This is a genomic window from Pseudogulbenkiania sp. AW2-16, assembly GCF_056824575.1.
Map to the genome: position 1 here is coordinate 747,250 of NZ_CP157668.1, position 21,729 is coordinate 768,978.

Below are 21,729 nucleotides of genomic sequence, written 5' to 3' on the forward strand. Positions count from 1 at the left end.
CGCCGGCCGTCACGCCACGCCGCCCGCGGCACGCAGCTCAAGCGCCAGGACGCTCCGCCTCCGTGGCATCGCGAGCCTCCCCACCCCCTCAACCCGAGGTACGCATTGTCCGACAATCGCCAATTCAGCCGCATATAGCCGACGACGCTATAACCATGACGTGAGCGGCATTTTTCGCGGCGCAGCAATTGCGGTAAAATTTGTCGTTATTATCCAAAACCTTGTCGAGTCCAGAGCACGATGAACGCCACCGCCCACCAGCGCGTACGTGAGATTCCCTACAACTACACCTCTTTTTCCGACCGTGAAATCATGATCCGCCTCTTGGGCGAGGACATGTGGCAGCTGTTGGAATCGCTGCGCGGCGAGCGCAAGACCGGCCGTTCCGCCCGCATGCTGTTCGAGGTGCTGGGCGACATCTGGGTGGTGGACCGCAACCCCTACCTGGTCGACGACCTGCTCGACAACCCCAAACGCCTGGCGGCGCTGACCGGGGCGATGCGCCATCGCCTCGCCGAAGTGGAAAAGCGCCGCGTCGGCAACGACAAGGTGGGCCAGCTCTTGGCCGCCGCCGGCAACGCCGTGACCCGCTTCGAGCAGCAGTTCAACGACACCCGCGAGCTGCGTGCGCGCATCCTCAAGCGCCTGACGCGTCACACCCGCAAGGACAACATCCTGTTCGACGGCTTGGCGCGCGTGTCGCACGTCACCGACGCCACCGACTGGCGCGTCGAATACCCGTTCGTGGTGCTGTGCCCGGACAGCGAGGCCGAGATCGCCCCGCTGGTGAAGGCCTGTATCGAACTCGGCCTCACCATCATCCCGCGCGGCGGCGGCACCGGCTACACCGGCGGCGCCGTGCCGCTCGACCGCCTGTCGGCGGTGATCAACACCGAGAAGCTCGACCGCCACAACGGCGTCGAGTACATCACCCTGCCCGGCCTCACCGGCCGCCACCCCACCATCCAGTGCGGCGCCGGCGTGGTGACGCGCCGCGTCGAGGAAACCGCCCACGCCGCCGGCGTGGTGTTCGCGGTCGACCCGACCTCGGCCGACGCCTCCTGTATCGGCGGCAACGTGGCGATGAACGCCGGCGGCAAGAAAGCGCTGCTGTGGGGCACCGCGCTCGACAACCTGGCCTCGTGGAAGATGGTCGACCCGGACGGCAACTGGCTGTTCATCGAACGCCTCGGCCACAACTTCGGCAAGATCCACGACATCGACACCGCCACCTTCCGCATCAGCAAGCTGGCCGACGACGGCCAGACCGTGCTGGAGAGTCGCGAGCTGGCGATCCCCGGCCGTACCTTCCGCAAGGTCGGCCTGGGCAAGGACGTCACCGACAAGTTCCTCGCCGGCCTGCCCGGCATCCAGAAGGAAGGCTGCGACGGCATCATCACCAGCGCGCGCTTCGTGCTGCACCGCATGCCCAAGCACGCGCGCACCGTCTGCCTGGAATTCTTCGGCACCGTGGCGCAGGCCACCCCCGCCATCGTCGAGATCACCGACTACTTCAAGGCCGGCGGCGCCGGTCTGGCGGCCGGCGTGCAGCTGGCCGGCCTGGAGCACCTCGACTGGCGCTACGTGCGCGCCGTCGGTTACGCCACCAAGGCCAAGTCCAAGGGTCGGCCGAAGATGGTGCTGATCGCCGACATCGTCTCCGACGACGAGAACGCCGTGGCGGAAACCGCCAGCCACGTGGTCAAGCTTGCCAACGCCCGTGCCGGCGAAGGCTTCATCGCCGTCACCGCCGAGGCGCGCAAGAAGTTCTGGCTCGACCGCGCCCGCACCGCCGCCATCGCCAAGCACACCAACGCCTTCAAGATCAACGAAGACGTGGTGATTCCGCTGCCGCGCCTGGGCGACTACTCCGACGGCATCGAGCGCATCAACATCGAGCTGTCGATCGCCAACAAGGTGCGCCTCTTGGACCAGCTCACCGAGTACTTCCACGGCCGCCTGCCGGTGGATGCCGAGAACAGCGCGGTGTCGGCCGACGAGCTGATCGGCGAGCGCCGCCAGAGCGCGCTGGAGCTAATCAGCGCCGTGCGTACGCGCTGGCAGTGGCTGCTCGACCACCTCGACGCGCCGCTCGCCGACTACCGCACGCAGTGGCCGGAGGCCCCGCTGGAAGAGGCTTCGGCCAACCCCGCCTCGGTGTTCATCGCGATGCGCGACTTCCAGCTGCGCGTGAGCTGGAAGCAGGAACTGCTGGCCGACCTCGAGACGCTGTTCTCCGGCAAGACCGACGCGCCGATCCTGGCCGCGATCAAGGCCATCCACCAGAAGGTGCTGCGCGGCCGCGTGTTCGTGGCGCTGCACATGCACGCCGGCGACGGCAACGTGCACACCAACCTGCCGGTCAACTCCGACGACTATGACATGCTGCAGACCGCGCACCACGCCGTGGCGCGCATCATGGCGCTGGCGCGCGGCCTCGACGGCGTGATCTCCGGCGAGCACGGCATCGGCATCACCAAGCTGGAATTCCTCACCGCCGAGGAAATGGCGCCGTTCGCCGCCTACAAGCAGCAGGTCGACCCCAACGGCCACTTCAACCGCGGCAAGCTGTTGCCGGGCGCCGACCTGTCCAACGCCTACACCCCGTCGTTCGAGCTGCTGGGTGCCGAATCGCTGATCCTCGAGCAGTCCGACATCGGCCAGATCTCCGCCTCGGTCAAGGACTGCCTGCGCTGCGGCAAGTGCAAACCGGTGTGCTCCACCCACGTGCCGCGCGCCAACCTGCTGTACAGCCCGCGCAACAAGATTCTCGGCACCGGTTTGCTCACCGAAGCCTTCCTCTACGAGGAACAGACCCGCCGTGGCGTCAGCTTCAAGCACTTTGACGAGCTGTCCGACGTGGCCGACCACTGCACCGTGTGCCACCGCTGCGTCAAGCCATGCCCGGTCAAGATCGACTTCGGCGACGTCTCGGTGGCGATGCGCAACTTCCTCAGGAAGACCGGCAACAAGAAGTTCAACCCCGGCACCGCGCTCGGCATGACCTTCCTCACCGTCAAGGACCCCGCCACCATCAAGGCGATGCGCGTCGGCATGATCGACATCGGCTACAAGGCGCAGCGGCTCGGCCACAACCTCGGCCAAGAAGTTCGGCCTGATCGGCAAGCAGAAGGAGCAGCCGCCCGCCACGCTCGGCAAGGCGCCGATCAAGGCGCAGGTGATCCACTTCATCAATCGCCCGATGCCGGGCGGCCTGCCGAAGAAGACCGCGCGCGCCCTGCTCGACGTCGAGGATCCGAACGTCGTGCCGGTGATCCGCAACCCGCAGGTGGCGGAAGACGCCGAGGCGGTGTTCTATTTCCCCGGCTGCGGCTCGGAGCGCCTGTTCAGCCAGGTCGGCCTCGCCACCCAGGCGATGCTGTGGCACGTCGGCACCCAGACCGTGCTGCCACCGGGCTACCTGTGCTGCGGCTACCCGCAGACCTCGGCCGGCCACGCCGACAAGGGCGAGCAGATCACCACCGAGAACCGCGTGCTGTTCCACCGCCTGGCCAACACGCTCAACTACCTCGACATCAAGACCGTGGTGGTGAGCTGCGGCACCTGTTACGACCAACTGACGCAGTACCGCTTCGAGGACATTTTCCCGGGCTGCCGCATCCTCGACATCCACGAGTACCTGATGGAGAAGGGCGTCAAGCTCGACGGCGTGAGCGGTCAGAAGTACCTGTACCACGACCCCTGCCACACCCCGATCAAGGCCTACCAGCCGCTCGACGTGGCCAACAGCCTGCTCGGCGGCGGCGTCAAGCTCAACGACCGCTGCTGCGGCGAATCGGGCACCTTCGCGGTGAGCCGCCCGGACATCTCGAGCCAGGTGAAATTCCGCAAGCAGGAAGAAATCGAGAAGGACCTGGCGCTCCTGACCGAGGGCCAGCCGCAGGAGAAACCGGTGAAGCTGCTGACCTCCTGCCCGTCCTGCCTGCAGGGCCTGTCGCGCTACGGCGAGGACACCGGCACCGAGGCCGACTACATCGTGATCGAGATCGCCAAGCACGTGCTGGGCGAAAACTGGATGCCCGAGTACGTCGAGAAGGCGCGCAACGGCGGCATCGAGCGGGTGCTGCTGTAAGCGCTCCGCGCCAGGAAAAAGCGGCCTGCCAGGGCCGCTTTTTTATTGTCGACGCCCCCCGCCGCTCACCGCCCCGCCGAGCGCCTGGCTCGTCTATCATGACATTTTCCCCCACCCGGAGCCGCCGCATGCCGCACCTCACGCTCGACTACAGCAGCAACCTCACCACGCTCGACGCCGACCGCACCCTGCTGGCGCTCAACCGCCAACTGGTCGAGTCCGGACAATTCGCTGAAAACGACATCAAGAGCCGGGCCTGCCGGCTGGAGCACTACCGCATCGGCATCGAACCCGCGCCACGCGCCTTTGCTCACGTCACGCTGGCGCTCCTCTCCGGACGCACCCCGGAGTGCAAACAGGGGCTGTCCGCCAGTCTGCTGGCGGTGCTGCAGCGCGCCGGACTGACGCTGCCCGGCGCCGAAGTGCAGCTGAGCGTCGAAGTCCGCGACATGGAGCGTGCCAGCTACAGCAAGGCCGTTATCGGCGACTGAATCCAGCCCGGCCCCTGCTCGAGATCACCCGGCGCCGCCGCGCCGGGCGCCGTTCCCGCCCCCTGGGTAATCCCTTCATTACACCATGCAGATGGCCTATACTGGCCCGCGGACGGTCCACCGCACCGTCACGACAATAAAGGGGAGAGAATGAAAATCGCACACCGGCTGATGATCCTGATCGCAGCCGCCATCATCGGCAGCGTCTTCATCGGGGGTATGGCGCTGCAGCAGTTGGGCACCGTTCACCAGAGCCTCAAGACCGTCAACGAAGACACCATCCCCAGCCTGCGCAAGCTGGACAATGTCATCATCGAATTGCTGGCGATGCGCACCAGCATCCTCAACCACATCCTGACCACCGACTCCAACCAGATCCAGCAGCTGGACAGCGTGCTCAAGCAGCAGCGTCAAGCGCTGAACAAGGCGCTCAAGGACTACGAGGGGTTGATCGGCAGCGACGAGCGCGACCTCGCCCTGTTCAAGGCCTCTTCCAACTCGCTGCAAGGCTATCTGAAGGAAGCGGACAAGGCCGTGGAACTGTCCGGCCTGTACCGCAAGGACGAAGCCTACGCCAAGCTCAACCAGCTCAAGGTACTGGGTGACCAGACCGTGGCCGCGCTCAACCAGGAACTGGAATACAAGGTGCAACAGGCCCAGCAGCGCTCCGACAGCGCCGACAATACCGTGCAGCAGGCCAAGCTCATCGTCGGCGGCGCCGTGCTGGCGATCCTGCTCCTGACCGGCTTGCTGGGCTGGCTGATCGCCCGCCAGATCAGCGTCGGGCTGGCCAACGCCCAGGGCACCATCAGCGCCATCGAATCCTCTCTCGACTTCACCCGCCGCGCCGAAGTGCACGGCAACGACGAAGTCAGCCAGACCCTGCGTGCCTTCAATCAGCTCATCGCCCGCCTGCAGGACAGTCTGCGCAACCTGCAAACCGGCGTGCAGGAAGTGGGCCAGACCTCGTCCGAACTGCTCGGCGCCTCGCAGCAGGTCGCCAAGAGTTCCGGGGCGCAGAGCGAGTCGTCCTCGCACATGGCCGCCTCGGTGGAGCAAATGACCGTCAGCATCAGCCACGTCGCGGAACGCGCCGGCGAAGCCCGCCAGCTCTCCAGCGAAGCCGGCGACCGCGCCGAGAGCGGGCGCCAGGTGATCGGCCAGACCGTCAGCGACATTCATTCCATCGCCGCCGCGGTGGACACCGCCGCCGAAGACATCCGCCAGCTCGACGCCAAGAGCAAGGAGATCGCCTCGGTGATCAACGTCATCCGCGACGTCGCCGACCAGACCAACCTGCTGGCGCTCAACGCCGCCATCGAGGCGGCGCGCGCCGGCGAGTCGGGCCGCGGCTTCGCCGTGGTGGCCGACGAGGTACGCAAGTTGGCCGAACGCACCGCCGCCTCGACGCAGGAAATCGGCACCATCATCGGCGCCATCCAGAACGTGTCGGGCAGCGCGGTCGAGCGCATGCAGCACGCCGTGGCGCGTGTGGAACAGGGCGTCTCCGGCGCCAACTCGGCGCAGCAGTCGATGGGCAGCATCTCCGAGTCGTCCGGCCACAGCGTGCGGCTGGTGGCCGAGATCACCGCCGCGATCCGCGAACAGGGCGAAGCGACCACCACCATCGCCCAGCAGGTGGAACAGGTGGCGCGCATGGCCGAGGAGAACAGCAGCGCGGCGACCCAGGCGGCGGCGCTGGCCGAGCGCCTGGAAGAGGTCTCCGGACGCATGCGCCAGGTGGTCAGCGCCTACCGGCTGTAACCCCTGCCGGACACCGAGCCCCACCCGGCAGCCGTCGTGTGGCGCGGTACGACAGCGGCCGGCGATGCCGGCCGCTACAATGAAGCATTCCCCTCATTCAATTTTTAGCGCGGATTCCCCCGACATGTATTGTGAACTCTGCTCCTCGCCGGCCGGCAACATCCTGTTCGAGGACGATCGCCTGCGGGTGGTGCTGGTCGACGAACCCGGCTATCCGGGTTTTTGTCGCGTCATCTGGAAGGCCCACGTCAAGGAAATGAGCGACCTCGCCGCCGCCGACCGCCAGCACCTGTTCGACTGGCTGCTGCGCACCGAGGTCGCGGTGCGCCAGGTGATGAAGCCGGACAAGATCAACCTGGCCAGCCTCGGCAACATGGTGCCGCACCTGCACTGGCACGTGATCCCACGCTTCCAGAACGATGCCCATTTCCCCAGTCCGATCTGGGCCGGGGCGCGCCGCAGCGGCGCCGACCATGGCCAGCCGGACCTGGCGCACAAGCTGATCGCCGCACTCAACCCCGTCCCCTGAGGCTCGGCCATGACGCCCGGCTGGCCGCCACCCCGCCGCTCTGGGTAGGCTGATCGTCGAGTCTTTGGCAGCTCGGTCCGCCGCTCGTTCCAGCGGGGCGCGACACTGCCGTCAGCCGCCTCCCCCACGTCTTCCCCGTGCCCCCTTTATGGAGAGCCATCATGTTTACCACGCTGATTTCCGCCAGCGAACTCGCCGCCCTGCCGGCAGCCGAGCGCGTCGTGCTGGATTGCCGCTTCCAGCTCAGCGACCCTGATCATGGCCATCACGCCTACAACAAGGGGCACATCCCCGGTGCCCACTATCTCAACCTCGACTACAACCTGTCCGGGGCCAAAACCGGCCGCAACGGTCGCCATCCCTTGCCCGAAGGGCAGCGTCTCGCGGTCGATCTCGGTACCTGCGGCGTGAAGCCGGGCAGGCAGGTGGTGGTGTACGACGACGCCGGCGGCATGTTCGCCGCGCGCGCCCGGTGGCTGCTGCGCTGGCTGGGGCATGAAGCCGTCGCCGTGCTTGACGGCGGGCTGCCGGCCTGGCTGGCGATCGGGGGGGAACTGACGCGGGACGTGCCGCGTCGCCACACCCAGCGCTACATCAGCCACCCCGCGCTGGCGCAGGCTGTCAAAGTCGACGCGGTGGCCGCCAACCTGCGCGAACCCGCCTTCGTGCTGGTGGACGCCCGCTCCCCGGAACGCTACCGCGGCGAGGGCGAGACGCTGGATCCCGTCGGCGGCCACATCCCCGGCGCGCTGAATCGCTTCTTCATGCGCAACCTGGACGAAGACGGCCGCTTCAAGGACAAGGACAGGTTGAAACAGGAATGGATTGCGTTGCTGGGTGCGCGTGACGACTGGTCGGAGGTGGTGCACCAGTGCGGCTCCGGCGTCACCGCCTGCGTCAACCTGCTGGCGATGGAGCACGCCGGCCTCACCGGCAGCCGGCTCTATCCCGGCTCATGGAGCGAATGGTGCAGCGACCCCACTCGGCCGGTGGAACGCTGAGCCTGCCAAGATGTAAAAAAAGCCATCCGCTTCACCCTGGATGGCTTTTTGCTGGCTCCGGCACCAGGAGGGCTCGCCCCACCCTACGCCAGCATCAGCCGCTGCAGCAAGCGCTGCCCCTCCTGCCAGCTACCCAGCCCCGCGGTGCTGCCCATGTGGCCGACGTGGCCGGCATCCACCAGCGTCACCCCCCAGCCCTGGGCCATGCGCTCGGCTTCGGCAAACTCGCAGAACAGGTCGTCGTGGCTAGCCACCATGATCGCCGGGCACGGCAGGCGCTGCGCCCAAGGTTGGCCGAAACCGGAGAAATCCGGTAGCGGCGCCCCCGCCGGCAATTCGCCGCTGGCCAGCGCGCGTTCCGGCGTAATCGGCAGCGCCGGCGGCGCCACCAGCAACAGCCCCTTGACCTTGCGCTGTTCCAGCAGCGACGCCGACAACAGCCAGGCCACCGCGGTGTGGCAGCCCAGGCTGTGCGCCGCGATCACCACCTTGCCGTCGATCTCGTCCAGCGTACGGGCGAGCGCCGCCACCCAGGCGTCGCGCTCCGGGTACAGCCAGTTCTCCTGCTCCACGCGGCGCGCCAGCGGGTAGCTGCGCTCCCACAACGTCTGCCAATGCTGCGGGCCGGAATTGCCCCAGCCCGGCACCGTGAGCAGGAAGATATCCTCGTCGTCGAACATCACAGCGTCCTGTCGTAGTCCACGATCAGCGGAGCATGATCGGAAAACTTCTCGTCCTTGTACACCGCCGCCGCGCGCGCGCGCTCCATCATCGACGGCGTAACGATATGGTAGTCGATACGCCAGCCGACGTCCTTGGCGTAGGCCTGGCCGCGGTTGCTCCACCAGGTGTAGCCGGGCACCTCGGGATAAAGCCGGCGCCACACGTCGTGCCAGCCCCCTCCCCGAGCAACTCGCCCATCCAGGCGCGCTCCTCGGGCAAGAAGCCCGAGTTCTTCAGGTTGCCCTTCCAGTTCTTCAGGTCGATCTCGTTGTGGGCGATGTTCCAGTCGCCGCAGATCACGATATCGCGCCCGGCCGCGCGCAGTTCGTTCAGGTGCGGCATGAACACGTCGAGGAAGTCGAACTTCACCTGCTGGCGCTCGTCCGAGCTGGAGCCCGACGGCAGGTACAGCGACACCACCGACAGCTCGCCGAAATCGAGCTGCAGGTAACGCCCCTCGGCATCGATCCAGTCGATGCCCAAGCCTTCCACCACCGCGTCCGGCTCGTGGCGCGAGTAGATGCCCACGCCACTGTAGCCCTTCTTCTCGGCGCAGTGGAAATAGCCGGTGAGGCCGTCCGGGGCCTGCATGCGCGGCGACAGATCGCCCGGCTGCGCCTTCAGCTCCTGCACGCACACCAGGTCGGCCTGGCTGCCGGCCAGCCAGTCGAAAAAGCCCTTCTTGTCCGCCGAGCGGACGCCGTTGAGGTTGGCCGAAACGATTCGAAGCAAGACAGTCTCCCGTGTTATCCTTCCCGCCAAAGGCAGGTTTTTCAAATGGTTAATGTTTCAAAGAGGTCGATATGAGCGATTTCCGCCAGGATTTTATTCGTTTTGCGCTGGACAAGCAGGTACTGAAGTTCGGCGAATTCACCACCAAGGCGGGTCGGAAATCACCCTATTTCTTCAACGCCGGCCTGTTCAACGATGGTCTGTCCACATTGAACTTGTCGCGTTTTTATGCAAAAGCGATAATGAACGGCAAGGTCGAATTCGACATGCTGTTCGGCCCGGCCTACAAGGGCATCATACTGGCTGCCGGTGCCTCGATGGCGCTGGCCGAAGCCGGCCGTAACGTGCCCTTCGCCTACAACCGCAAGGAAGCCAAAGACCACGGCGAAGGCGGCGTGCTGGTCGGCGCCCCGCTCAAGGGCCGCGTGCTGATCATCGACGACGTCATCTCCGCCGGCACCTCGGTGCGCGAGTCGGTCAAGCTGATCCGCGACGCCGGCGCCGAACCGGTCGGGGTCGCCATTGCGCTCGACCGCATGGAACGCGGCAGCGGCGCCCTGTCCGCGGTGCAGGAAGTCGAACAGGCCTACGGCCTGCCGGTGGTCGCCATCGCCACCCTGAAAGACCTGCTGGCCTTCCTCGAAGACAGCCCCGAGCTGGCGGCCAATCTGGACGCCGTACGCGCCTATCGCGCCCAATATGGAGTGAACGACTGATCATGCCACGTCTTGCCGGACTACTGCTCGCCCTGCTGCCGCTAACCGCCCTGGCCGGCGGCACGCTTTACAAATGGGTCGACGAATCCGGCAAGGTTCACTACAGCGATGCCCCGCCGCTGCAGACGCCGCGCGGCCTGGTCGAACTCAACCGTCAAGGCAACGTCACGCACTCGGTGGAAACGCCCCAGGAGCGCACGGCGCGCGAGGCTCGCGAAGCGGCCAGCCAGGCCGAGGCGGCGCGCCAGCGCTACCAGGCCCGCTACGACAAGGGGCTCGTCGAAAGCTACCAGTCGGCAGACGAACTGCGCAGCGAACGGGAAAGACAACTCGCCGTGCAGCAGAGCATACTCAACGGCCTGCTGGCCGACCGCAAAACGCTGCAGCAGAACATCGCCCAGCAGACGCGCCAGATCGAGGCGCTGCAGAAAGGCGGCAAGCCGCCCCAGCCCACCCTGACGGCCAACCTCGGGGTACTGCGCCAGCAAGCCGCCAACCTCGATGCCGCCATCAGCAGCCGGCAGAGCGAAATCGCCAGCCAGGCCAAGAAGATGCAGGCGGACCTGGAACGCTACCGCCAGCTCACCCAGCACTGATCGCAACGAAGGGGGCGCACTGACGCCCCCTTCCTTTTTTGATGCGCGCCGTCAGCGCAAGGCGCCTTCCTTGTGCTGCCAGGCCTGTTTCAGATTTTTCTCGGAGGCCTGCAACTGGCGCGCCGCACTCTCCGCGGCAGCCGACGCCTCGCCCACTTCCTTCTCGCGCCGCTGCAGTTCGTTCTGGGCGTCCGCCAGCCGTGCCTCGGCCAGCTTTTTGGCTTGCTGTGCCGCGTCCAGACGCCGCTGCGCCGCGTCGGCGCTGCGGCTCGCCTGCTGGTACGCCATCTGGGCCGACAGCACCTCCTCTTCCGGCGTCTGGGCCCAGACCAGTCCAGACAACAACAACAGGCAGGCAGCAGTGCGCTTCAACATGACAACTCTCTCTAACGGGAATATCGCGGAATTATGCGACAGTAGCTAATGACATAACAATGCCAAGGCGTCGCGTGCCGACATTGCCTGATGGCCAAATCTCGCTGTGGACAAATCAGGCAGTGAGCGCGCTCATGGAAGATTGAAGGTCTGCGTGCTGCGGGTATGGCTGACAGCGTCACAACGCGTGACACCAATCTGCGGGGTTAAAAAGCAAAAAGCCTAGTCTGATCGACTAGGCTTTTTGTTTTCGGCATCTGGTGGGTCGTGCAAGATTCGAACTTGCGACCAACGGATTAAAAGTCCGCTGCTCTACCAGCTGAGCTAACGACCCTTCGGCGTCGATGGTGGGTCGTGCAAGATTCGAACTTGCGACCAACGGATTAAAAGTCCGCTGCTCTACCAGCTGAGCTAACGACCCATCGAGCCTCGGTGGTGGGTCGTGCAAGATTCGAACTTGCGACCAACGGATTAAAAGTCCGCTGCTCTACCAGCTGAGCTAACGACCCCCGAGAGAGCGACACTATAAATAGCCCACTACACGCTGTCAACGATTTTCTGGCTATTACCAGAAAGATTCTACAGTTTCATCCTGTTGGCAAGCGCCTCCCGCCATGTTACGGACTTACGTTCCGCGTCCTGTACTTGAAAGTACCTCCCCTGCCACCCATGTTAAATAGGCGGGCAGACCGCTGGCGATGTCGCAGGCCACGATTTCCGGTACCTCGTAAGGATGCAGCTCCACCAGCCGACGTTCCAGCCCGGCATAAGCCTGCTGTGTGGTCTTGACGAGCAGCGGCACCTCGCTCGCCTCTTCGATCCGTCCTTGCCAGCGGTACAGCGACTGCACCGCGGGCAGAATGTTGACGCAGGCGGCCAGTTGTTCCTCCACCAACTGCCGGGCGATCCGACTGGCGGTGGCATGGTCGGGCGTGTTACATAACACCAGCAAGCATTTATTTTCTGACATAAGTTGAACTCGATGCGCGGACTCTTACTGTTACTACTGTTATACCCCTTCGCGGAAATCGCCACCCTGGTGGCCATGACCGACGCCTGGGGGGGCGGCGTCACCATGCTGTGGATCATCGTCTCCGCGCTCATCGGCATCGCCATGCTGCGCAACCAGCAGTTGGGCGCGTTGCTGACACTGGGCTCGTTGATGCACCAGGGCGACCGTATCCCACTCTATAGCCTGCTGTGGCCCTTGCGCTACCTGCTGGCCGGCGTGCTGTTCCTGATCCCCGGCGTGATCAGCGACATCCTGGCACTCCTGCTGCTGCTACCGCTGAAGGGCCCCTCGATCAAACGGCCCACCATGCCGCCGTCGGCTGCCGACAACGTGATCGATGGCGAGTACACTCGAGTGGATGAGCCGAAGGATCGCTCTCATCACCTGCACTGAGGCCCACGGCAATCGGCCCCAGCCACGGCTGTGAGACTACAGGCCGAGGCGAGCCAGGACCGCAGCCTCGTCCAGCCCCAGCCTGATCTCGACGATCTTGTGCCGGCTTTTGTCACCGCTCAGCAGCACGACGTCGCGTTTGGGCACCTCGAAACGCTCCGCCAGCCAGGCCAGCAACATCGCATTCGCCTTGCCCTCGACGGGAGGAGCGGCCAAGCGCAGTTTAAGCGCCCCGCCATGCTCGCCGGCCAGATCGGTCTTTTTCGCGCCGGGTTGCACATGCAGGGTGAGTCGAATCACACTGTCTTTACAGCTCAGCCAGGTTTTCATCACTTCTTTCGGGACATGACGACCGGGCATCATACAGGAGGATCAGCATGGATATCGGCATCAACGAACAAGACCGCCAGGACATCGCCCAGGGACTTTCTCGCCTCTTGGCCGATACCTACACGCTCTACCTGAAAACCCACAATTTTCACTGGAACGTCACCGGTCCGATGTTCCAGACCCTGCACCTGATGTTCGAGCAGCACTACAACGAGCTGTCGCTGGCCGTGGACATGATCGCCGAGCGCATCCGCGCCCTCGGCCACTACGCCCCCGGCAGTTACAGCGAATACGCCCGGCTGACCTCGATCGCCGAGGCCAGCGGAGTACCGCGAGCCCAGGACATGATCACCCAGCTGGTCGAGGGCCATGAAACCGTGTGCCGTACCGCGCGCAGCATTTTCGCCGTGGTGGAGCGAGCCAGCGACGAACCGACAGCCGACCTGCTGACCCAGCGCCTGCAAGTACACGAGAAGACGGCCTGGATGCTGCGCAGTCTGCTGGAAGCCTGATCCTGTCGGGTGCGTGCGACACCGCCGCGCAAGGCGAGGCGCGCGGTCGTATCGGCATGCTACACTCGGTCGCAGTGAGAAAATGCCGCCATGCCCCGTAACCTGCGCCACCCCCAGCCCGCCGGCCAGTTCCTGGCTGTTCACCGTCACCCTGGCCGTGTCGGTGCTGGTGCATGTGCTGCTGTTCGCTGCCGGCCGCATCACCTGGATCCGTCCCATTCCCTTGCCGGAAACCAGCACCATCAGCATCAAGCTGGCGGAAGCCCCCAGAAAACGCCCCCGCCCACTCTGCGCCTGGCCGAACAGAACACCGTCGGCGCCGGCAATACCCCGGCCCCTGGCAAACTGGCGAGTCACGTTCCCGAGCGCATAGCACCTGGCACCGCCGGTCCGGCCCGCCATCAACAAGAGGCCGTCGCCGCCGCGCCGCAACCCCCTGCGGCCAACGAGCGGCTCACGGCGCCCACCAACGACAAGCAGGCCCCGGTGCGCACGCCGGCCCCATCCTCCCCACCATCACCCCCGATCACCGCCCAGGCCCTGCTGGCCCAGGCGAGCGTGGTGGCACGACAGCAGGGGGATGACGACACCGTCAACCGTCCGGACGAGAGCGGCCGCACCAAGGGGGTCTACGGCATCACGGCGCGTGGCGTGGAATGGGCTCGCTACGTTGACGACTGGCGCCTCAAGGTGGAGCGTATCGGCAACCTCAACTACCCGGACGAGGCTCGCCGTCAGCAGATTTTCGGCTCGCTGGAGCTGACCGTCGTGGTCAACGCCGACGGCACGCTGCGTTCGGTCACCGTGCGGCGCAGCTCCGGGCACGATGTGCTCGACAACGCCGCCAAGAATATCGTCCGACTCTCCGCCCCGTTTGCCCCCTTCCCGCCATCGCTGGCGGAAAAATACAGCGCGCTGGAAATCGTGCGCCGCTGGGCGTTCACCCAGGATAGCCGTCTGGCAAGCCCTTAACCCGAACAAGGATCGTCATGTACGAAGTCAACCGCAGCGTCGCCATCATCCGGCCGCGCCCTCCCTTTCTCGACTGGCTCAAGCAACTACCGGGCGAGCTGAACGACAACGTCACGCTGGCGTCGTTGACCCGTGATTGCAACGCCCTGCTGATTCCCTGCGCCGATGATTACGACGCGGCCGAACAGGCCGTGCTGGAGCAGTATCAGCAGCTGTTCCAGGCCGAGCTGGCCGATTGGTGCGACGACGAGTCGCTGTGGCCGACTCCGCTGACGCTGGAGCTGTTCCAGGAGTGGTTCCAGCTGGAGATCCACTCGGTGTTGTCTGACATCGTCGACAAGCCGCTGGAACGTGCCGAATTCGTTCCCTTCGACCTCGGTCAGGACGCCTGAAGCGCCCCGCCGGGCCGCTCCACGATAAAGGCAAAGCGATGAAACACATCACCCGCATCAAGGTGCGCGGCTACCATCTCGACCTGTACAGCCATGTCAACAACGCGCGCTACCTCGAGTTCCTCGAGGAAGCGCGCTGGACCTTCTTCGAAGAGTGCGGCGATTTGCCGTGGTTTCTGCAGTCGGGACTGGCGCTGGTCGTGGTCAACATCAATATCAACTATCGTCGCGCCGCGACGATGGGCGAAGAGCTGGCCATCGAGACTTCGGTCAAGACGATTGGCCACCGCAGCGCGGTGATGCATCAGGCGGTGAAACTGGCCGGCACCGAAACCCTCGTGGCCGAGGCGGACGTCACCTTCGTGGTGTACGATGCCAAGCTGGACAAGGCGGTACCGCTGGAAGGCCACCTCAAGGAACTTCTGGCCGCGATGCAAGACCAACAAGCGCTTTTCGCTTCTATTACCGGAACAGACAAGGCATGAAAAAAGGTTTGATGGCGTTGGCACTGGTGCTGGTAGCCGGCTTGCTGGCCTACACCATGCTGTTCAACAAGGACCGCGCTCCCGAAGTGCAGTACACCTCGATAACGGGACAACAGCTCAGCACCAGCTCGCTGAAGGGCAAGGTGGTTCTGGTCAACTTCTGGGCGACCAGTTGCCCCGGCTGCGTCGAAGAAATGCCGGAAATCAAGAAGATGTACCAGCAGTATGCGCCGCGCGGCTTTGAAACCGTGGCGGTGGCGATGAGCTACGACCCCCCCAACTACGTCAAGACTTACGTCGAGAAGAACCAGCTACCGTTCTTCGTGGCACTGGACCCCCAAGGCAGCATCGCCAAGGCCTTTGGTGAAATCCAGCTGGCCCCCACCACAATGCTGATCGACAAGCAGGGTCACATCATCAAGCGTTACGTCGGCGTGATGGACTTCAAGGAAGTGCGTCAGCTGATCGAGAAACAGCTCCAGTCCTGAACCACCTGGCCTGTGTCCATGAAAAAACCCGCCTCCCGGCGGGTTTTTTCATTCGGAACCGGCGCTTCGTCCGGAGCAGACCGGGCAGGCCGGATCCCGCGGCACCTTCATGCTGCGGAATGAACTCTCCAGCGCGTCGTACAGGGTGAGCCGCCCCAACGCGACGGGAATCCCCGCTAGTAGCTTGATGGCCTCCACCGCCTGCAGGCTGCCGATCACACCGACCAACGGCGCGAGCACGCCAAAGGTCGCGCACGGACCGTCGTTGGCCTCGCCCTCTTCCGGGAACAGGCAGTGGTAGCACGGCGAGGCCGGCTGGCGGGTATCGAACACGGCAAGCTGGCCGTCGAAGCGCACCGCGGCACCGGACACCAACGGCACCCCCGCTTCCACGCAGGCACTGTTGACGGCATGGCGGGTAGCGAAATTGTCGGAGCAATCGAGCACCACATCGTGGCGCGCCACCTCGTCGGCCAAGGCCTGGCCGGAGAGGCGCTCGCCGATGACGCGCACCATCACCTCGGGATTGAGGGCCAGCATGCGCTGGGCCGCCGAATCCGCCTTGTTGCGGCCGAGACTTGCCATGTCATGGACGATCTGGCGCTGCAAGTTGGTCAGCTCGACCACGTCGTCGTCGGCGATGGTGAGCTGCCCCACCCCGGCACTGGCCAGATACAGGGCCACCGGGGACCCCAGCCCGCCGGCGCCGACGATCAGCGCACGGGCGCCAAGCAGGGCCTGCTGCCCGGCGATATCGAGTTCCGGCAACAGGATATGCCGGCTGTAGCGCAACAGCGCCTGGTCACTCAGTTCGGTCATGGGGGGGTCGATTCTGCCAGGGAAACCGCCGGGAGCGCCGGCGGTCGGGGATTACTCTTCTGCGGTCTTGCGCGCGAACTTGATACCGAGCTGTTTGAGCTTGCGATACAGATGGGTACGCTCGAGGCCGACCTTCTGCGCCACACGGCTCATATTGCCGTTTTCCAGCGAGATATGGTACTCGAAGTAGCGACGCTCCAGCTGCTCGCGCAATTCGCGCAACGGCATGTTGAAGTCGAAGCCGGTTTCCTCTGCCGCCGGCTTCTCGTGACGGAATTGCGCCAGCACCTTGTTGACTTCGGGTGCATCGATATCCACCGATTCTGCCGTCAGCGCCAAGCTCTTGATGATGCTCCTGAGCTGCTCGAGATTGCCCGGCCAGTCGTACTGGCGCAGTGCGTTGAGCGCCGCAGTGGTGAGCTTGTGCGTCGACACCTGCTTGGATTCCACCAGCTCGGTAAGAATCTGTTCGGCGATGAAGATGATGTCTTCGGCATGCTCCCTGAGCGGCGGAATCGGCACGATCACGCTGGAGAGCGTGGTCAACAGGCGGTTGTCGCACTCCGGGTCGACCAGCAGTTCCTGCAACGGACGGCTGCACGAGCACAACAGGCGCACGTTGAAGCGGTCCAGCTTGGAGAGCAGGAACAGCAGCCCTTGCTGGATACGGCGGTTGTACTGGCCGATCTCGGGCAGGAACAGCACGCCGTTGTTGGCCTTCTGCAAGAGTTCCAGCGGGGCGTCGGCGAGTTGCTCCGGCTTGGCCGGCGTCACCCACGGGGTATTGCCCTGGTGGAAGAACCGGGCGACCAGCTCGAAGCCCGACCCGGGCTCGCCAGTCAGGAGCACCGGCGACTTGACCTTGGCCACCCGCTCGAGCTGACGTTTCAACTCCTGGATCGGCTCACTCTTTCCCAGCTTGTCGAGGTTGAGCGAGGTGTTGACCTGCATGTCGCCGTACTTGACGGCCCGCTGCACGGTGGTGAGCAGTTTCTGCAGGGCGATCGGTTTTTCGAGAAAATCGAAGGCGCCGATACGGGTGGCCTCGACGGCGGTATCGATGCTGGCGTGGCCGGACATCATCACCACCGGCATGTTGAGCTGACCGGACTTGGCCCACTCCTTGAGCAGGGTCACGCCGTCGCAATCGGGCATCCAGATGTCCAGCAGCACCAGCGCCGGACGGGTCTGGTTGCGCAGTTGTCGCGCCACCTCGGCGTTCTCGGCCAAGGCGACGGTGTACCCTTCGTCCTGCAGTATTTCCGAAAGCAGTTCGCGGATGCCGATTTCGTCATCCACAATCAAAATGTCGCTGCTACGCATTAGGCCTCCAGCAATGGCAGGGTGAGAAGTATCCGTGCGCCCTGCTGCCCGGCATTTCCCAGTGCGATCTGACCATGGTGCTCCTCTATGATTTTCTTCACCACTGCCAGCCCAAGGCCTGTACCCTTGGGCTTGTTGGTCACATACGGCTCGAACGCGCGCGGCAGGATGTCGGCTGGGAAGCCGGCCCCGTTGTCCTGCACGCAGACGATCGCGCTTCTTCCTTCTTGTCGGCTGCTAATGTGAATCATCGGGATGTCAACGTCAAGGACCGCATCCTGCGCATTCTGCAGCAGATTATGCAACACTTGGCGCAACAGGGCGGCATCCCCCATGATCATCAATGGTTGTTCAGACAACGTCATCTTAACAGCGGCATTGGATTCGTACAGCGTCATCACCTCGCGTACCAGCTGGTTCAAATCCAGCGCCACCAGCTTGATGCGCGGCGAGCGGGCGTAGTCGCGGAAGGCGTCGACCATGCCCTTGAGCGCGGACACCTGCTTGACGATGGTGTCGGTGGCTCGACGCAGAAGATCGGCATCACTGCCTTCCAGCTTGTCGGCCAGCTTCATCGCCAGGCGCTCGGCGGCGAGCTGGATCGGCGTCAGCGGGTTGCGGATTTCGTGCGCCAGACGCTTGGCGACCTCGCCCCAGGCGGCGTCGCGCTGCGCCCGTGCCAGTTCGGTGATGTCGTCGAACACCACCACGTAGCCGCTGCCTGAACCCTCCGGCAAGCGCGCCCCCCGTACCAGCAGGATACGCTCCCCTTGCGCGGTAGTGTAATCGAGCTGGGTCTGCCACTCGGGCTGGCGCTCGCTGTCGGCATGCTCACAGACGTTGTCGACCAGCGGCACCAGTGCCGGCACCAAGCGGGTCCACTCGCGGAACGGGGCTTCGGCCAACTCGGCAAAGTCCACGCCGAGGATGCGCGAAGCACTGGTATTGGCGGCACGCAGGCGCCAGCCGTCGTCGAACGCCATCACCCCGGCACGCAGGTTGACCAGGATGCTTTCCAGGTAGAGCTTGCCCGACTCCAGCTTGAGTCGGTTCTCGTCGGCCAGTTGGCGCGCCTCGTCGAGCTGCTGGGTCATGCGGTTGAACATGGTGGTGAGAATGCCCAGTTCGTCACGCCGGTACACCGGGTGGCGCTTGGAGAAGTCGCCCTGCGCCACCGCGCGGGTCCCCGCCGCAAGTTCGGACAGCGGCGCCGACAGCCGCTCCGACAACCACAGCGCGAACGCCAGCGCGGCGGTCAGCGCCAAGAGACAGGCCAGCGTCAAGGTCAGGGTATAGAAGGTGCGCAGGCCGTCGCGCGAGAGCAGCAGCTGGCGATAGTCGGCACGGGCGGTGTCGATCAGCTCGGCATCGTGGGCGATGCTTTCCGGCGCGGCCTGGATCACCTGCATCACGCGGGTTTCATCATGCCGGTCGTGGTAGGCCATCAGCACCTTGAGCGCAAGCTGGTTGCGCCGATCGTTCTCGATGGTCTGCACCGGCTGGCGCGGCCGCAGCGTACGCAAGGCCTCGCGCGAAGGGGTTTGCGGCAGCCCGGCCAGATCGCCGCTGGCGAACGCCAGCAACTGCCCCTGACGGTTGAAGATGGCAACCTCGTTGAGGCCAAGCTGTTCGCGCAACCGCTCCAGCCGTGCCGGCAGACCGCTGTCCGGCAGTGCGTCGATATCGTCCTGCACCACCCGCGCCTTGCGCCCGACGTCCTGCAGCACGTAGCCCAACGCGTTGCGCCCGAGCTCCAGCCCGCGATCCAGCGCCGACTCCACGCGCACATCGAACCAGCTCTCGATGCTGCGCGAGAGGAACTGGGTCGAGATGGTATACACCAGCAGGCCGGGTACCAACGCCACCACGGCGAACATCATCACCAGGCGTTGGGTCAGCTTGGCGCCGAAGACGCGGCCCTTGACCCGGCGCCGCAGGCGCACCAGCTGGCGCCCGACCACGCCCAGCAGCGCCACCAAGAGCAGCGCGTTGATGCCGAACACCCACCAGTAGTACTCGGCCAGCTTGGAGGTGTTGCCGGTAGCGAGCGCCAAGAGGTAGAGCAGGATGGCGGCGAAGGTGGCCATGGCGATCATGGCGTAGCGCATCAGCCGCCTTCCTTCACATTCAGATCGATCCAGCCCGAGCCCAGCGACCAGTCGGCGCTGCCCAGCGCGTTGAGCTGGAACGGCTTGGGCAGCTGGCCGATGTCGAGCATCAGCCGCACCCGCCCCTTGACCTTGTCGGCCGGCACGCCGCTCAGCGTCCCCGCTTCAAGCACGCGCCAGCCGTGGATCGCGCCGAGCGCGCTCAGGGCCTCGGCCTGCGTCGCGTAATAGCGCGACAGACTGCCGATGCTGACGCGGTAACGGCTGGTCAGCGACTGGTAGGCGATCTTGAAGTGCAGCTCGGCATGCGGCTCGAACCACTCCCGGACGTTAAGCAGGTAGGCTGTGCTGCGCGGACGGGTCAGCTCGAATTCCAGACGGAACGGCAGCGCTACCCCCTGGGTCAGCGCATCGCTGAGGCCGGGGGTGAGCTTGATGTCGAAGCGGGTGCTGACGGCGAGCTGGCCATCGAGGAGTTCGGCCTCGGAGCGGGTGGCCGAAATGGAATCGGCCCATGCCGGCAGGACGGCACAGGCGATCAGCCAGATAAGAAGGCTAGCGCTTCGCAAGCAGCGCGTAATAGAAGCCGTCATGTTGCTCGCTGGGGAGCAGTTGTTGGTCGTCGAGGCATACCGCATCCGCATGTCGCGCGAGGAAGGCCGCGAGCTGTTCGCGGTTCTCCTCGGGAAAAATCGAGCAGGTAGCGTATAGCATTTTGCCGCCGCTGGCGAGCAGCGGCCAGAGCGCATCGACCAGGGCGGATTGCTGCCGCGCCAGCTCGGCGAAATCGCCAGGGCGGCGCAGCCATTTGATGTCGGGATGACGGCGCACCACGCCGCTGGCGGAACACGGCACGTCGGCCAGGATACGATCGAACGGCACCCCGTCCCACCAGCTCGCCGTATCGCCGGCGTCGGCGGCGACGAGGCGAGCCGAGAGCTGAAGGCGGGCAAGGTTGTCGGCGACCCGCTCCAGCCGGGTTTCGTCGACATCGAGCGCGGTGACGTCGAGGTCGGCCAGTTCCAGCATGTGGCAGGTCTTGCCGCCCGGCGCGGCGCAGGCATCGAGCACGCGCTGACCGTTATGCAGGTCGAGCCGGTACGCCGCCTGCTGCGCACCCTGGTCCTGCACCGAGACGTCGCCGTCGGCAAAGCCGGGCAGTTCGCGCACGCCGACCGGGCGGGCGAGTTGGATCGCCTCCTCGCCCAGGCACTCGGCCTCGATGCCCGCGTCACGCAGGCGCTGCAGGTAGGCAGCCGGTTCGATATGGCGGCGGTTGACGCGCAGGGTCATCGGTGGATGTTGGTTGTCCATGTCGAGAATGGCTTGCCAGTCCTGCGGGTAGTGGCGCCGCACGGCCTTGATCCACCAGCGCGGGTGGTTGTAGCGGGCCTCGTCGTCGGCCGCCACGGCGGCCTTGAATTCGTCGCGCTGGCGCAGGTAGTTGCGCAGCACGGCGTTGACCAGCCCCTTGAACCGCCCGCGCGCCAGCCGTCCGGCCAGCGTCACCGCCTCGTTGACCACGGCGTACTGAGCGGCACGGGTGTATTCCAGCTGATGCAGGGCAACGATCAGCACACGCTCCAGCTGCGGCTCGGGCAAGGGCTTGGGCAGCAGCTGGCGCAGCACGCGACGCCACTCGGCCAGGTGGCGCAGTACGCCGTAGCCGATGTCCTGCAGCGCGCCGCGCTCGGCCGGCGTGAGATCGGGCGCCTGGCGCTGGGCGTCGGCCAGGGCCTCGGTCAGGGTACGGCCCCCTTCGACTTTTTCGAGCAGGCCGGCGGCCAGGAGCTGGATTCGATGCATTGCGGTCAGTTCCAAAAAACCGGCCACAGCCGCGTATCACGGCTGTGGCCCGGGGTAGGTCGGTTTGCG

20 protein-coding genes, 3 tRNA genes and 3 pseudogenes are annotated in these 21,729 nt (G+C 65.1%); 13 read left to right on the forward strand and 13 right to left on the reverse strand.

Going from position 1 to position 21,729, the window contains the following annotated elements:
* Positions 1-240 precede the first annotated feature (240 nt).
* The 5 genes and pseudogenes from ABKF58_RS03655 to ABKF58_RS03675 all read left to right on the forward strand — a co-directional run bounded on the left by ABKF58_RS03655 (position 241) and on the right by ABKF58_RS03675 (position 7,878).
* Positions 241-4,093 (forward strand): annotated as a pseudogene (locus ABKF58_RS03655) (DUF3683 domain-containing protein).
* A gap of 191 nt (positions 4,094-4,284) precedes the next feature.
* A pseudogene (locus tag ABKF58_RS03660) lies at positions 4,285-4,584 on the forward strand (5-carboxymethyl-2-hydroxymuconate Delta-isomerase); the annotation flags it as partial.
* A gap of 150 nt (positions 4,585-4,734) precedes the next feature.
* Positions 4,735-6,348 (forward strand): methyl-accepting chemotaxis protein, encoded by a 1,614-nt coding sequence (locus ABKF58_RS03665; protein ID WP_482583389.1) that lies wholly within the window; start codon positions 4,735-4,737, stop codon positions 6,346-6,348.
* 124 nt (positions 6,349-6,472) lie between these two features.
* On the forward strand, positions 6,473-6,877 hold the full coding sequence (locus ABKF58_RS03670; RefSeq protein WP_482583390.1) for an HIT family protein: 405 nt from the start codon (positions 6,473-6,475) through the stop codon (positions 6,875-6,877).
* Positions 6,878-7,038: 161 nt separating this feature from the next.
* On the forward strand, positions 7,039-7,878 hold the full coding sequence (locus ABKF58_RS03675; protein ID WP_482583391.1) for a sulfurtransferase: 840 nt from the start codon (positions 7,039-7,041) through the stop codon (positions 7,876-7,878).
* 83 nt (positions 7,879-7,961) lie between these two features.
* On the opposite strand, the gene ABKF58_RS03680 is transcribed toward ABKF58_RS03675, so the two are convergent.
* Positions 7,962-8,558 carry an RBBP9/YdeN family alpha/beta hydrolase gene (locus tag ABKF58_RS03680; RefSeq protein WP_482583392.1) on the reverse strand — a complete coding sequence of 199 codons (597 nt, stop codon included), beginning with the start codon at positions 8,556-8,558 and terminating at the stop codon, positions 7,962-7,964.
* Positions 8,558-9,333: pseudogene (locus ABKF58_RS03685) on the reverse strand (exodeoxyribonuclease III). Before ABKF58_RS03685 ends, ABKF58_RS03680 begins: the two are co-directional and overlap by 1 nt.
* A gap of 71 nt (positions 9,334-9,404) precedes the next feature.
* On the opposite strand from ABKF58_RS03685, the gene pyrE reads away from it, so the two are divergent.
* Positions 9,405-10,049, forward strand: coding sequence for an orotate phosphoribosyltransferase (gene pyrE / locus ABKF58_RS03690; RefSeq protein ID WP_008955844.1), 645 nt, complete (start codon positions 9,405-9,407; stop codon positions 10,047-10,049).
* Positions 10,050-10,051: 2 nt separating this feature from the next.
* On the forward strand, positions 10,052-10,645 hold the full coding sequence (locus ABKF58_RS03695) for a DUF4124 domain-containing protein (protein ID WP_008955843.1): 594 nt from the start codon (positions 10,052-10,054) through the stop codon (positions 10,643-10,645).
* A gap of 51 nt (positions 10,646-10,696) precedes the next feature.
* Here the strand turns inward: ABKF58_RS03695 and ABKF58_RS03700 are convergent, their stop codons facing one another.
* The 5 genes from ABKF58_RS03700 to cutA form a co-directional block, all read right to left on the reverse strand.
* The gene (locus ABKF58_RS03700; RefSeq protein WP_482583393.1) at positions 10,697-11,020 is read right to left on the reverse strand and encodes a hypothetical protein; all 324 of its coding nucleotides are present in this window, start codon (positions 11,018-11,020) and stop codon (positions 10,697-10,699) included.
* Positions 11,021-11,278: 258 nt separating this feature from the next.
* Positions 11,279-11,354 (reverse strand) — tRNA-Lys (locus ABKF58_RS03705).
* An 11-nt stretch (positions 11,355-11,365) separates the two neighbouring features.
* Positions 11,366-11,441 (reverse strand) — tRNA-Lys (locus ABKF58_RS03710).
* 12 nt (positions 11,442-11,453) lie between these two features.
* Positions 11,454-11,529: transfer RNA gene (locus tag ABKF58_RS03715), tRNA-Lys, on the reverse strand.
* A 116-nt stretch (positions 11,530-11,645) separates the two neighbouring features.
* The gene (gene cutA / locus ABKF58_RS03720; RefSeq protein ID WP_482583394.1) at positions 11,646-11,990 is read right to left on the reverse strand and encodes a divalent-cation tolerance protein CutA; all 345 of its coding nucleotides are present in this window, start codon (positions 11,988-11,990) and stop codon (positions 11,646-11,648) included.
* Between the two features lie 12 nt (positions 11,991-12,002).
* On the opposite strand from cutA, the gene ABKF58_RS03725 reads away from it, so the two are divergent.
* Positions 12,003-12,425, forward strand: a complete 423-nt coding sequence (locus ABKF58_RS03725; protein WP_482583395.1) for an FxsA family protein — start codon at positions 12,003-12,005, stop codon at positions 12,423-12,425.
* Between the two features lie 36 nt (positions 12,426-12,461).
* On the opposite strand, the gene ABKF58_RS03730 is transcribed toward ABKF58_RS03725, so the two are convergent.
* The gene (locus ABKF58_RS03730; RefSeq protein ID WP_482583396.1) at positions 12,462-12,755 is read right to left on the reverse strand and encodes a DUF167 domain-containing protein; all 294 of its coding nucleotides are present in this window, start codon (positions 12,753-12,755) and stop codon (positions 12,462-12,464) included.
* A gap of 47 nt (positions 12,756-12,802) precedes the next feature.
* Between ABKF58_RS03730 and ABKF58_RS03735 the strand changes: the two genes are divergently transcribed.
* The 5 genes from ABKF58_RS03735 to ABKF58_RS03755 all read left to right on the forward strand — a co-directional run bounded on the left by ABKF58_RS03735 (position 12,803) and on the right by ABKF58_RS03755 (position 15,604).
* A complete protein-coding gene (locus tag ABKF58_RS03735; protein ID WP_014085724.1) occupies positions 12,803-13,267 on the forward strand; it encodes a Dps family protein in 465 nt (154 codons plus the stop codon).
* Between the two features lie 90 nt (positions 13,268-13,357).
* Positions 13,358-14,239, forward strand: a complete 882-nt coding sequence (locus ABKF58_RS03740) for an energy transducer TonB (RefSeq protein ID WP_482583397.1) — start codon at positions 13,358-13,360, stop codon at positions 14,237-14,239.
* A 17-nt stretch (positions 14,240-14,256) separates the two neighbouring features.
* Positions 14,257-14,631 (forward strand): VacJ, encoded by a 375-nt coding sequence (locus ABKF58_RS03745; protein WP_482583398.1) that lies wholly within the window; start codon positions 14,257-14,259, stop codon positions 14,629-14,631.
* 38 nt (positions 14,632-14,669) lie between these two features.
* Positions 14,670-15,116 carry an acyl-CoA thioesterase gene (locus ABKF58_RS03750; protein ID WP_008954828.1) on the forward strand — a complete coding sequence of 149 codons (447 nt, stop codon included), beginning with the start codon at positions 14,670-14,672 and terminating at the stop codon, positions 15,114-15,116.
* Positions 15,113-15,604, forward strand: a complete 492-nt coding sequence (locus tag ABKF58_RS03755) for a TlpA disulfide reductase family protein (protein ID WP_041702785.1) — start codon at positions 15,113-15,115, stop codon at positions 15,602-15,604. Before ABKF58_RS03750 ends, ABKF58_RS03755 begins: the two co-directional genes overlap by 4 nt.
* Positions 15,605-15,652: 48 nt before the next feature.
* Here the strand turns inward: ABKF58_RS03755 and ABKF58_RS03760 are convergent, their stop codons facing one another.
* Genes ABKF58_RS03760 through rsmB form a run of 5 tightly spaced genes read right to left on the reverse strand, consistent with a single transcriptional unit; the run spans position 15,653 to position 21,660 of the window.
* Positions 15,653-16,423 (reverse strand): HesA/MoeB/ThiF family protein, encoded by a 771-nt coding sequence (locus ABKF58_RS03760; RefSeq protein WP_482583399.1) that lies wholly within the window; start codon positions 16,421-16,423, stop codon positions 15,653-15,655.
* Positions 16,424-16,474: 51 nt separating this feature from the next.
* Positions 16,475-17,746, reverse strand: coding sequence for a sigma-54-dependent transcriptional regulator (locus ABKF58_RS03765; protein WP_014085718.1), 1,272 nt, complete (start codon positions 17,744-17,746; stop codon positions 16,475-16,477).
* The gene (locus ABKF58_RS03770) at positions 17,746-19,854 is read right to left on the reverse strand and encodes a sensor histidine kinase (RefSeq protein ID WP_008954824.1); all 2,109 of its coding nucleotides are present in this window, start codon (positions 19,852-19,854) and stop codon (positions 17,746-17,748) included. The genes ABKF58_RS03765 and ABKF58_RS03770 overlap by 1 nt, the downstream gene beginning before the upstream one ends.
* Positions 19,854-20,423: a DUF4390 domain-containing protein gene (locus ABKF58_RS03775; RefSeq protein ID WP_014085716.1), complete on the reverse strand. Its 570-nt coding sequence runs from the start codon at positions 20,421-20,423 to the stop codon at positions 19,854-19,856. The genes ABKF58_RS03770 and ABKF58_RS03775 overlap by 1 nt, the downstream gene beginning before the upstream one ends.
* The gene (gene rsmB / locus ABKF58_RS03780; protein WP_482583400.1) at positions 20,410-21,660 is read right to left on the reverse strand and encodes a 16S rRNA (cytosine(967)-C(5))-methyltransferase RsmB; all 1,251 of its coding nucleotides are present in this window, start codon (positions 21,658-21,660) and stop codon (positions 20,410-20,412) included. Before rsmB ends, ABKF58_RS03775 begins: the two co-directional genes overlap by 14 nt.
* Positions 21,661-21,729 lie beyond the last annotated feature (69 nt).